Origin of the sequence: Dietzia sp. B44 (genome assembly GCF_014145245.1) — a bacterium.
Taxonomy (GTDB): Bacteria; Actinomycetota; Actinomycetes; order Mycobacteriales; family Mycobacteriaceae; genus Dietzia; species Dietzia natronolimnaea.
The window spans coordinates 1,550-12,870 of record NZ_JAALEF010000451.1 but is presented as its reverse complement, the minus strand read 5'-3'; the positions used below and the strand labels follow the sequence as shown (position 1 = coordinate 12,870).

At 70.2% G+C, this 11,321-nt stretch carries 12 protein-coding genes; 4 read left to right on the top strand and 8 right to left on the bottom strand.

The window, feature by feature from the left end; translation table 11 throughout:
• The 7 genes from G6017_RS13970 to G6017_RS13940 form a co-directional block, all read right to left on the bottom strand.
• Positions 1 to 469 (bottom strand): hypothetical protein (locus G6017_RS13970; protein ID WP_182617894.1); only part of this gene is annotated, 469 nt, incomplete at its 3' end.
• Between the two features lie 138 nt (positions 470 to 607).
• Positions 608 to 1,900 carry an acetyl-CoA hydrolase/transferase C-terminal domain-containing protein gene (locus G6017_RS13965; RefSeq protein ID WP_182617898.1) on the bottom strand — a complete coding sequence of 431 codons (1,293 nt, stop codon included), beginning with the start codon at positions 1,898 to 1,900 and terminating at the stop codon, positions 608 to 610.
• A 54-nt stretch (positions 1,901 to 1,954) separates the two neighbouring features.
• Positions 1,955 to 2,941 carry an LLM class F420-dependent oxidoreductase gene (locus G6017_RS13960; RefSeq protein ID WP_182617892.1) on the bottom strand — a complete coding sequence of 329 codons (987 nt, stop codon included), beginning with the start codon at positions 2,939 to 2,941 and terminating at the stop codon, positions 1,955 to 1,957.
• A gap of 41 nt (positions 2,942 to 2,982) precedes the next feature.
• Positions 2,983 to 3,864 carry an iron ABC transporter ATP-binding protein gene (locus tag G6017_RS13955; protein WP_182617890.1) on the bottom strand — a complete coding sequence of 294 codons (882 nt, stop codon included), beginning with the start codon at positions 3,862 to 3,864 and terminating at the stop codon, positions 2,983 to 2,985.
• Between the two features lie 15 nt (positions 3,865 to 3,879).
• On the bottom strand, positions 3,880 to 4,929 hold the full coding sequence (locus G6017_RS13950; protein ID WP_182617888.1) for an iron chelate uptake ABC transporter family permease subunit: 1,050 nt from the start codon (positions 4,927 to 4,929) through the stop codon (positions 3,880 to 3,882).
• Entirely contained in the window at positions 4,922 to 5,944 is a 1,023-nt protein-coding gene (locus G6017_RS13945; protein WP_182617886.1) for a holin, read from the bottom strand. Before G6017_RS13945 ends, G6017_RS13950 begins: the two co-directional genes overlap by 8 nt.
• A gap of 19 nt (positions 5,945 to 5,963) precedes the next feature.
• Positions 5,964 to 6,875 carry an ABC transporter substrate-binding protein gene (locus tag G6017_RS13940; RefSeq protein WP_182617884.1) on the bottom strand — a complete coding sequence of 304 codons (912 nt, stop codon included), beginning with the start codon at positions 6,873 to 6,875 and terminating at the stop codon, positions 5,964 to 5,966.
• A gap of 195 nt (positions 6,876 to 7,070) precedes the next feature.
• Between G6017_RS13940 and G6017_RS13935 the strand changes: the two genes are divergently transcribed.
• Both G6017_RS13935 and G6017_RS13930 read left to right on the top strand, forming a co-directional pair.
• On the top strand, positions 7,071 to 7,637 hold the full coding sequence (locus tag G6017_RS13935; protein ID WP_182617882.1) for a protein-L-isoaspartate O-methyltransferase family protein: 567 nt from the start codon (positions 7,071 to 7,073) through the stop codon (positions 7,635 to 7,637).
• A gap of 64 nt (positions 7,638 to 7,701) precedes the next feature.
• Positions 7,702 to 9,399, top strand: coding sequence for a fumarate hydratase (locus G6017_RS13930; RefSeq protein ID WP_182617880.1), 1,698 nt, complete (start codon positions 7,702 to 7,704; stop codon positions 9,397 to 9,399).
• Between the two features lie 80 nt (positions 9,400 to 9,479).
• Here G6017_RS13930 and G6017_RS13925 read toward each other — a convergent pair whose 3' ends face one another.
• Positions 9,480 to 9,962 (bottom strand): VOC family protein, encoded by a 483-nt coding sequence (locus tag G6017_RS13925; RefSeq protein WP_179525614.1) that lies wholly within the window; start codon positions 9,960 to 9,962, stop codon positions 9,480 to 9,482.
• Between the two features lie 138 nt (positions 9,963 to 10,100).
• On the opposite strand from G6017_RS13925, the gene G6017_RS13920 reads away from it, so the two are divergent.
• Together G6017_RS13920 and G6017_RS13915 are read left to right on the top strand one after the other, a co-directional pair.
• On the top strand, positions 10,101 to 10,610 hold the full coding sequence (locus tag G6017_RS13920) for an LGFP repeat-containing protein (protein WP_182617878.1): 510 nt from the start codon (positions 10,101 to 10,103) through the stop codon (positions 10,608 to 10,610).
• A gap of 114 nt (positions 10,611 to 10,724) precedes the next feature.
• Positions 10,725 to 11,321, top strand: a 597-nt coding sequence (locus G6017_RS13915) for an MFS transporter (RefSeq protein WP_182617876.1), incomplete at its 3' end; no start/stop codon positions are given.

The following is an 11,321-nucleotide window of genomic DNA, read 5'->3' as shown; positions in this document are numbered from 1 at the left end:
CGCCGGCCGTGGAGGCGCCGCCGCGCACGTCGGACCGACCGGACTCGTCCGTCACCGGGTTGCGGTCACCGGTCCGGCCGGGCGCATCGGCGTGGCCCGGGGCATCGGTGCGGCCGGGAGCGTCTGCGCGGTGTTTGGGATCGAGCTTGTCCGCGTGCTGCTCCATGCGGCGCACGTCCTGACGCTGCTCGTCGACGACCGAACGGTGCTGCTCGGCCTCCGACCGCAGGCGATCCGCCTCCGCGGCCTTGGCCTTGGCCTCCTGCTCCGCCGCACCCGCGCGGTGCTCCTGCTCACGGGCCACGGAGTGCTGACGCTCCAGCTGCTGCTCCCGCTCCCGGGCGTCCTTACGCAGTTCGGCCGCCTCGCCGAGCTTCTTCCTGTTGCTGTTCCTCGCGGCCAACGCGATCAACGCGATGACCACGACCACTGCGACCACCCCGATGACGATCCAGATGATGGGGTCCATGATTTCCTCCGATGTCAGGGGTCACATTCCACCGGAAACGTAACCCCCCTCCGGGCCCCCTGCCACCGGTCGACCCACGTGGACGCCGCGAACGTGGCGCCGCGAACGTGGCGCCGGTGGGCCGTCGGGGATCCGGCCCTAGTGCACGGTCCGCGGCAACAGCCCGGCGTCGCGGGCCTCCCGACTCAGCCGCTCGCGGTGGTCCGGGTGGGCGATCGCGATCAGTGCGGCGGCGCGGTCGGACACCGACCGACCCCTGAGCGTCGCGATCCCGTACTCGGTCACGACGTTCTCGATGATGTTCTTGTGGGTGGTCACCGGGCTCCCGGGCGTCAACGAGAGCGTGATCCGGCTGATACCGCCGGAGGTCTGGGACGGGGTGACGATGAACCCGTGGCCACCGGGTGAGAACCTGCAGCCCCTCGCGAAGTCCGCCTGACCACCGGCTCCGGACCAGTACCGTCCACCGATCGTCTCCGATGCCGCCTGCCCGTAGAGGTCGACCTCGCTCGTGGCGTTGACCGAATGGAGATTGTGCTCCTGACCGATCACGCGCGGGTCGTTGACGATGTCCACCGGGAGCATGGCGACCGACGGGTTGTTGTGCAGCCAGTCCATGAGCTTCTGCGACCCCACCGCGAAGGTGGTGACGTGCTTGAACGGCCGGCCGGTCTTCCGTGATCCGTCGATGACGCCGGCGTCCACGAGGTCCATCACGCCGTCCGACAGCGCCTCGGTGTGGATCCCCAGGTTCTCGTGCGCGGTGAGCCGCGACAGCACCGCGTTGGGGAGCTTGCCGACCCCCAGTTGCAGACAGGCCCCGTCCGGCACCCGCTCGGCGATGTGGTCGGCGATCGCGTGCTCGATCTCGCCGGGCACGGGCGGCTCGATCGAGATCATCGGGGCGTCGTTCCGCGTCACGCCCACGACCTGGGAGATGTGGATGTGGTTGCGCCCGAAGGTCCGGGGCATGTTGGCGTTGACCTCGACGAAAAACGGAACCTGTCCGATGAAGGACGCGACGTAGTCCGCGTTGGTGCCCATCGAGAAGAACCCGTGCTCGTCGATCTCGGAGACCGTGGTCACGGCGAGGCCGGGCGGGCTGAACTCACGCAGGGTCGCCGGGACCTGCGCGAAGTCGACCGGGACGAGGTCGCACCTGCCCTCGTGGAAGTTCTTCCGCGAACCGGGACCGAGGAAGTAGTCCACGTGCCGGAGCCTGCCCGGGTATGCACCCTCCATGAAGGGCAGCGATTCCCAGGGGTCCATGTGGTGGATGGTGACTCCGGAGAACCCCTCGGCCCCCGCGTCGAGAGCGCGCAGCAACGCCGGGGGCGCCGCGTTCTGGATCGGCGAGATGATGTGCATCCCCGGCGTGACGTGCTCGAGCACCGCCTCGGCGGGCAGCTCCTCGTAGTGGATGTCCTTGATCACTGTCGCACTCCGGTGGTCGGGGATGGTGGGGACGTCCGCCCGGCAGGCGGGTCATGCCAGGGCCGGGATGACCTCTCGCTCGAACAACTCGAGTCCCGAGGTGTCGGTGGCGATCTCGGGGAAGTAGAAGACCCCGTAGGTCATCCCCAGACCCTCCAGTTCGCGGAGCTTGTCCACGATCTGCTCGGGCGTGCCCACCGCGGGCAGGCCGCGGTACGCTCCGAGCTGCCGGTCCGCCTCGTCCGCCCCCACGTGGCGGGCCATCCGGTCACGGAGGAACGCGAGCCTGTCGGCGACCTCCTTCTCCGTCTCCCCGACCGCCACGTTGTAGTTGGCGGTGCGGGTGATCTCGGAGGGGTCGCGGCCCACATCCGCGCAGTGCCCGAACAGGACCTCCGACTTGTGGGCGAACCCCTCGGGGCTGCCGTCGAAATTGGTGTAGTCGGCGTGGCGGGCGGCGATCCGGAGGGTCTTCCGCTCGCCGCCGCCGGCGATCCACATCGGGATGCCACCCTCCTGCAGGGGCCGCGGTTGCACGATGGCACCGTCGACCCGGAAGTGGTCACCCTCGAGCGAGACGATGCCGTCGGCCCAGGCCTTGGCCATGATCCGCACCCCCTCGTCGAGCATGGCGATCCGCTCCCCGGCGGAGGGGAACCCGTAGCCGTAGGCCCGCCACTCGTGCTCGTACCAGCCGGCCCCGATCCCCATCTCGACGCGCCCGCCGGAGATGTGGTCCACGGTCGACGCCATCTTCGCCAGCAGCGCGGGGTTGCGGTACCCGAGACACGTGCACATCTGACCCAGCCGCACCCGGGAGGTCACCGCACCGAGGGCGGACATCAGACTCCAGGCCTCGTGGGTGGCCTCCGCGGTGGTGAGCGGTGCGGTGTGCATGTGGTCGTACACCCACACCGACTCCCACGGGCCCGCGTCGGCACGGGTGGCGAGGTCGGTGATGACCGGCCAGTGGCGGGCGGGGGGCACGTCGACCAGGTCGAGCCGCCAACCCTGGGGCAGGAAGAGTCCGAAACGCATGTCCCCGACACTAGCGCCGTGGACCATGCCGGGAGAGCCGGTCAGGCGGTGGACAGGACCGCGCCGATGTCCTCCGGCTCGTCCTCGCCGTCGAAGTACAGCGCCACGTATCGCCCCGCGACCTCGGCGACCTGCATGTCCATGTCGTACACCAGCCGCAGGACGTCGGTCCGCATGATCTGCGCCGGCGTGCCGTCGGCGACGATCGCCCCGTCCTTCATGGCGATGATCCGGTCCGAGTAGGCGGCGGCGATGTTGATGTCGTGGATCACCAGGACGACGGTCTTGTCCCGCTCCGCGGCGGTCCGGCGCAGCAACCGCATGATCGAGGTGGCGTGACGCAGGTCGAGGTTGTTGAGGGGCTCGTCGAGCAGGACGTAGTCCGTGTCCTGCGCGAGAACCATGGCGATGTGGGCACGCTGGCGCTGGCCGCCGGAGAGCTCGTCGAGGTACCGGTCGGCCAGGCCCTCGAGCTCCATCGCCGCCAGGGCGTACCCGACGTGCTCCTCGTCCCCGGGGGTGGGTCGACCACCGTTGTGCGGGAACCTGCCGAAGGCCACGAGTTCGCGGACCGTCAGGCGTATGGAGACGGCGTTCTCCTGACGCAGTACCGCGAGGCGTCGCGCGAGCTCGCGGCCACCGTTCACGGACACATCGACCCCGTCGACCAGGACGTGTCCGGAGTCGGCTCCCTGGAGTCGGCTCATGACCCCCAGCAGCGTGGACTTGCCGGCGCCGTTGGGTCCGATCAACGAGGTGACGCCGCCCTGGGCGACGCACGCGGTGACGTCGCGGAGGACCTGTGTCTCGCCGTATGACGCGCACACCGAGTTCGCCTCGATACCGTCCCCGGTCGGGCGCTCGGCCGGCCACGGGGTCGCGCTGGTCCGGTCACCGCGGCGACGGAACGGGAGGAGGGACATGATCTGCTTCTTTCGTCAGCGTGCGCGGTTGGTCAGGAGCAGGAAGAGGAACAGCAGGCCACCGACGAACTCGATGACGATGCTCAACGCGGACTCGACGCCCAGGGCGCCGAGCACCAACTCCCCACCGGCCAGCGCGACCACGCCGAGCAGCGAGGCGACGGGCAGCGTGAAGCGGTGGAGGGTGGTCCCGAGGAGCGCGTAGGCGGCGTTGGCGACGATGAGCCCGAAGAACATCACCGGGCCGATCAGCGCCGTCGACGCGGAGACGAGGAACGAGACCACCACCAGCACGACGATCGTCACCCGGCGGTGGTTCACGCCCAGGGCGACCGCCGGGTCACGGCCGAGGAGCATCACATCCAGCCTGCGGCCGAGCAGCACGACCACACCCAGGCAGGCGGCGACGATGAGTCCGCACGCGACCAGGACGTCCGGCTGCACACCCCGGAAGCTGGCGAACATGGCGTCCTGGACCCGCAGGTAGGCGGCCGGGTCGAGCAGGCGTTGGAAGAACGAGGAGATCGAGCGGAAGAACACCCCGAACACCACGCCGACCAGCAACAGCAGGTGGATGTCGGTCCTCCGCCCACCGAGCAGCCAGAGGTAGAGCGCGGTCGAGGCCACGACCATGATCGCCGTCTGCCCCAGGAATCCGGAGAGGCCGCCGCTGATGAGGCCGCCGGCGAGGGCCTCGGGACGCGGGACCACGAAGAACACGAGCATCGTCTGGACGAGCAGGTACAGCGAGTCGAAGCCCATGAGTGCCGGGGTGAGGATCCGGTTCCCGGTGACGGTCTGGAACAACACCGTCGACACGCCCACGGCCACGGCCACCAGGACGATCGCCACGGCATGGCGGGACAACCGGTCCAGCGAGTAGTGCCACGCCCTGGAGCCCACGGTCTCCGGGAGGCCGGTCAGGACGAGTGCGGCCAGCGCCCCGACCGCGACGGCGGCGCAGACCAGGGTGACCAGCCACCGGCGTCGTCGGTCGGACTCGGTCCGTGTCCGCCCACGCCGGAGCTGCTGCGGCAGGCGCTCCGCGGTAGGGGTATCAACCATTGCGCACCGCCCGCAGCATCATCGCCAGGAATACGGCCCCGCCGATGATCCCCACCAGCGTCCCCACGGGGATCTCACCCGCACCGGTCGAGCCACCGGCGAGGATGCCCGGGAGCGACCGTCCGACCATGTCGCAGACGAGGACGGTGACCGCGCCGAGGAGCGCCACGAGCGGCAGGCCGCGGCGCGCGTCGTCGCCGACGAGTCTGGAGACGACGTTGGGAACCACGAGTCCGAGCAGCGGGAGGGCGCCCACGGTGACGACGACGACGGCGGCGACGGCCGCCACGATGGACATTCCCAGGGCGACGACCGTGCGGTGATCCACACCGAGGCCCGTGGCGACGTCCTCCCCCAGCCCGGCCACGGTGAACCTGTCCGCCGTGATGTAGGCGATCACCCCGAGGACGGCCACCAGCCAGAGCAGTTCGTACCGCCCGGCGAGAACCGCGGAGAAGTCGGCGAGCATCCAGGCGTTGAGCATCTGGAGCAGGTCGCGGGACAGTGCCAGGAACGCCGCCACCGCCCCCACCACGGAGCCCAGCATGATGCCGATGAGCGGCACGATGAAGGAGTCGGAGACCGCGACGCGACGGATGCACGCGAGGAACAGCGCGGTACCCGCGAGGGCGAACACCATCGCCACGAGCATCTTCGCCACGATCGGGGCGCCCGGGGCGAGGATCGCCACCACGACCAGGCCCAATCCGGCGGACTCGACCGTCCCGGCGGTGGAGGGCTCCACGAAGCGGTTGCGGGTGAGCAGCTGCATGAGCAGTCCCGCGACCGCCAGGGACGCCCCGGCCAGCGCTGCCGCCGCGGTCCGGGGCAGCCGGGCCTCGACCAGGTAGCTACGGTGCGCCTCGGTGAGGCCACCGGTGAGGACCTCCCAGACGGTGATGTCGGCCGCGCCGACGAACACGCTCGCGACCAGTGCCACCAGTAGTGCGGCCACGCCGAGAACCGGCCACGGCGTTCGTTGCCGACGCCGGTTCTCCGACAGGGTGGTGGTCACGACCGGGTGCTCCCCGCGGTCAGGAGACTGCCGAGTCGATCTCGCCGATCATGGCGTCCAGGACGCCGAGCCCGCCGCCGATGAGATACCAGTTCTGTCCGTCGAGCATGTGGACGTTGCCGTTGGTCGCGGCGGAGGTCCGGTTGAACAGGGGGTTGTCCAGCAGCGCGGTGGCCGCCTCACCCTCGGCACCGATCGCGGCGTCCCGATCGATCACGAAGACGTGATCGGGGTCGAGCTCGGCGATCTGCTCCCAGCTGAGCGGTGCGCCGTGCCTGCCCTCGGCGGCGACGTCACCGGCCGACTCCATTCCGAGTTCGTTGAAGATGATGTCGAACCGGGTCCCGGGGCCGTAGGCCGTGACCTTGCCGCCCGAGGTCATGAGCACCAGTGCCGTTCCGGCGTCCTCGGCCTTGGCACGCGTCTCGGCGACCCTCTCGTCGATCTCGGCGAGCTGCTCCGCCGCCTTGTCCTCGGCACCGAACAGGGCGGCGATCTCCTCCACCTTGGCGCGGTTGGACGCGACCGTGTCGGAGGTGTCGGGATCACCGGCGATCACCTGGTCCGAGATCTTGGCGAACTCGGGCTCCATCGCCTCCGTGCGCGCACCGAACAGGATCAGATCGGGGCCGAGCTCGGCGATGACGTCCATCTTCGGCTCCTTGAGGCTGCCGACGTCCGTGTACTCATCGCTCGCATAGGTGTCGAGCGCGTCCGGGAACACCCCGGTCTTGGTCAGGCCCACCACCCGGTCCTCGAGATCCAGCTCGTCGAGCGTGTCGGCAGCGGCGTGGCTGGTGAGGACGACCCGCGCGGGCCCCTCACCGTCGGTGCCGGTGGACTGCGCGTCGGAGCTTCCGCAGGCAGTGAGCGCGCCGCCGGTCAGGGCGAGGGCGGCTGCCGCGGCGACGATCGTGGGGAATCGGTTCACAGTGTCTCCAGGGGCTTAAGTCAGTAGGTTAGGCTCACCTTAACCACGCCGTGTACGCAGGGGCAAAACCAAGGTGTGCCTTCCCTCAGAAGCGGGTGGTGGGGACCTCGCGCCGACCGGCCCGCTCCCGTGGCCACGGGACCCCGGCGCGAGTACGATCACGCCATCGGAATCCCGTCGCGAAGGAGGCCCGGCATGCCCACCGCGGAGGTCCGGAGGTCGATGCGCGCCCAGGACCGGCGACGGTTCCTCCCCCCTGAGGTCGCGGGCGACCACCGCCGCGACGCTCCGCTGCCGATCGGCCACGGGCAGACGAACTCGCAACCCTCCACCGTGGCGGACATGATGACCCTCCTCGAACCGTTCCCCGGGATGCGGGTCCTCGACGTCGGCTCCGGCAGCGGCTGGACATCGGCGATCCTCGGCGAACTGGGCGGACCGGGGTCCGCCGTGTACGCGGTCGAGCTGGTTCCGGAGCTGGTCGAGAGGTCACGCGCGGCCCTCACCCAGCCCTGGGTGCGGGTACACCAGGCCCGGCCCGGCGTGCTGGGCCTGCCGGAGTACGGCCCCTTCGACCGGATCCTCGTCTCGGCGATGGGCCGGGCCCTGCCGCAGGAACTCGTGGACCAGCTGGACGACGACGGCGTGATGGTCGCTCCCTGGCGCGACGTGATGCACCGGGTGCGGCGCACCGGCGGGAAGGTGGAGGTCACCGACCACGGCGGATACCGCTTCGTCCCCCTGCTGGACACCCGATTCTGACCTGCGCAATCGGACGATTATCCTGGACGGAAGTTTTACCCCCCTCGAAGATCCAGGAGCGTCGATGCCCGAGTTCGTCTATGAGGACCTCCTCCCGGTCGGTGCGGACACCACCGACTACCGCCTCCTGACCACCGAGGGCGTCTCCACGGTGGACGGCCCGGACGGCACCACCTTCCTGCGTGTGGACCCCGAGGCGATCCGGCTGCTCACCGAGACGGCGATGCACGACATCTCCCACTACCTGCGCCCGGACCACCTGGCGCAGGTGGCCAAGATCCTCGACGACCCCGAGGCCAGCGACAACGACAAGTTCGTCGCACTCGACCTGCTCAAGAACGCCAACATCGCCGCCGGCGGGGTGCTGCCGATGTGCCAGGACACCGGCACCGCGATCGTCAAGGGCGAGCGCGGCCAGCACGTGCTCACCCCCGGGCCCGACGAGCGGGCGGTCGCCCGCGGCGTCTACGACGCGTTCACCCGCCTCAACCTGCGCTACTCGCAGAACGCCCCCCTCACCATGTGGGACGAGAAGAACACCGGCAACAACCTCCCGGCCCAGATCGAGATCGGCGCCGACACCACGCCCGGCCACGAGAACAGCTACAAGTTCCTGTTCATGGCCAAGGGCGGCGGCTCGGCCAACAAGTCCTTCCTGTACCAGGAGACCAAGGCGATCCTCAATCCCGAGCGGATGATGCAGTTCATCGAGGAGAAGATCCGCTCGATCGGCACCGCGGCCTGCCCGCCCTACCACCTGGCGATCGTGGTCGGCGGCACCTCCGCCGAGTTCGCGGTCAAGACGGCCAAGCTCGCCTCGGCGCACTACCTGGACGAGCTCCCCCGCGAGGGGGCCATGTCGGGCCGCGGATTCCGCGACGTGGAGCTGGAGGAGAAGGTCTTCGAGCTGACCCAGCAGATCGGGATCGGCGCGCAGTTCGGCGGTAAGTACTTCTGCCACGACGTCCGCGTGGTGCGCCTCCCCCGCCACGGGGCGTCACTCCCCGTCGCGATCGCCGTCTCCTGCAGCGCCGATCGTCAGGCCAAGGCCAAGATCACCCCGGAGGGCGTGTTCCTCGAGCAGCTCGAGTTCGATCCCGGCCGTTTCCTGCCCGCCACCACCGACGCCGAACTGGACGCCGCGACGCACGGCGTGTCCGGGACCGGCAAGGGCGCCGCGGTGAGGATCGACCTCAACAAGCCCATGGCGGAGATCCTCGCCGAGCTGAGCAAGCACCCGGTCAAGACCCGTCTGTCCCTCACCGGTCCCCTGGTGGTGGCCCGCGACATCGCCCACTCCAAGATCAAGGAGCGGCTCGACGCCGGCGAGGAGATGCCGCAGTACCTCAAGGATCACCCGGTCTACTACGCGGGACCCGCCAAGACCCCCGAGGGGATGCCGTCGGGATCGTTCGGCCCCACCACCGCCGGCCGCATGGACTCGTACGTCGAGCAGTTCCAGGCCGCGGGCGGCTCGATGGTCATGCTGGCCAAGGGCAACCGCTCGAAGCAGGTCACCGATGCCTGCGCCACCCACGGCGGCTTCTACCTCGGCTCGATCGGAGGCCCCGCCGCGCGGCTGGCCCAGGACTGCATCAAGCACGTCGAGGTGATCGAGTACGAGGAACTCGGCATGGAGGCGGTGTGGAAGATCGACGTGGAGGACTTCCCCGCGTTCATCGTGGTCGACGACAAGGGCGAGGACTTCTTCGCCCACACCGGCGAGGTCACGCTGACGGTGGGCAAGCGCCCGGGTCTGTGACCTGTGCGGGCCTGTGACCTGCGGGGGCCACACACGCGCGGGCTATGTGACCTGCATGGGTGACCGCCCGGGGGGTGGCGTCACGAGACTCCCCGGGCAGCGGCCTCCAGTGCGGCCACGTCGAGTCTGACCATGTCCATCATCACCGTGAAGGCCCGTGCGGTGGCCGCCTGGTCCCCCGAGCGCCACAGCTCGTACAACGACTCCGGTGCGACCTGCCAGCGCACGCCGTAACGGTCGATGAGCCAGCCGCACTGCACCTCCCGGCCCCCGCCGGCCAGCAGGCCGTCCCAGTAGTGGTCGATCTCGGCCTGGTCGGCGCACCTGATCTCCAGCGAGATCGCATCGGTGTACTCGACCCCCGGACCCCCGTTGAGGGCGAGGAAGGCCCGACCGTCGAGCTCGAACTCCACTGTCAGGACCTCGCCGGCCTTCGGCCCCGGCGTGTCGACCGGGGACTCGTCGACCGAGATGACGCGCGAGTTCGGGAAGACCGAGCAGTAGAACTCCGCGGCCTCCTCGGCCTGCCCGTCCATCCACAGACACGTGACGAACCTCGACATGTCGCCCCCTCCTCCCGCCCCGACGGGCGTGGCCCGGATCCAGTGTCCCCCGACCGCGGCCCCCGCGGAACACCCTGGAGTGTCGCGATCCGGCAACGACGTTCGGCGCCGGTCTGGCCGCGACTAGGATCTACGTGCATGAACAGGATCACGCGTACCCTCGCCTCAGTCACGGTCGCCGCGGCCGCCACCGCCGGGCTCTCCGCCTGTGGGACGGACGGCGAATCGGGCCGGGACGAGGCGACCGGGGTGTCACCGACCACCTCGGAGGTGATGTCCACGACGACCTCGGCCCCCGTCCCCGGGCCCGCCGATTCGACGGTCGAGGTCCCGGCACCCGTGGCGGACCGCTGGAACGACCTCGGCGGCGAGGCGGGCGAACTGGGCCGGGCGGCCGGACCCGCCACCGATGTAGAGGGCGGCTCGATCACCGAGTTCGAACGCGGGGCGATCGTCCTCACCCCCGCAGGGCGCGCCTTCGTGGTGCAGGGCGAGATCCTCGCCGCCTACCTGGACGCGGGCGGGCCCGCGGGCGAGCTGGGTTTCCCCACCGCGGACGAGGCCACCACCGACGGGGGATGGATCTCCACCTTCGAGGGCGGGGTCATCACGTACCTCGACGGGGTCGCCGAGGTCCGCACCGACTGACCGGCACTCGCCCGTCACCCGCACGGTTCGCCCGCGCGTCGGGCGTCGGAACGGGGGTGAAAGCGGGTTATCGGGGCGTCGCGCGGCCCTCTCCGGCGGGGCTATCGTCCTCCCGTGAAGTCCACCCTCCCCCGCGCCCAGGCGCCGGATCCCCCGTCCACGCTGCCGGGGACCGTACCCGCCGCCGTGCTGCTGCCCCTTGCCCTGGCCGGTGCGATCGGGCCGTTCGCGACCGACACCTACCTGCCCGCGCTTCCCCTCATCGTCGGGGAGTTCGGGGTCTCCGCCTCGGTCGCCCAGCTCACCCTGACCGCGTTCATGGTCTCGCTGGCCGCCGGGCAGCTCGTGATCGGCCCGCTCTCGGACCGTGTGGGCAGGCGCACCCTGTTGATCCTGGGTTCGGTGGGCACCGCGGTCGCGGCCGTGGTGTGTGCGCTGGCCCCGTCGATCTGGGTACTGGTGCTGGGACGGGTCGCCCAGGGGTTCTTCGGCGCGGCGGGGATCGTCCTGAGCAAGGCCGTGGTGGTGGACGTCGGCCGCGGTGCCGGTGTCGCCAAGGCGTTCGCGACCCTCATGGCCCTCCAGTCGGTGGCGCCGGTGATCGCCCCGCTCGTCGGCGGTGCCGTGGTCCCGTTCGGCGGCTGGCGGGGCGTGTTCTGGCTGTTGGCCGGACTGTCGGTGGTCACCGCGATCGGCGTGGTCGCGGCGGTC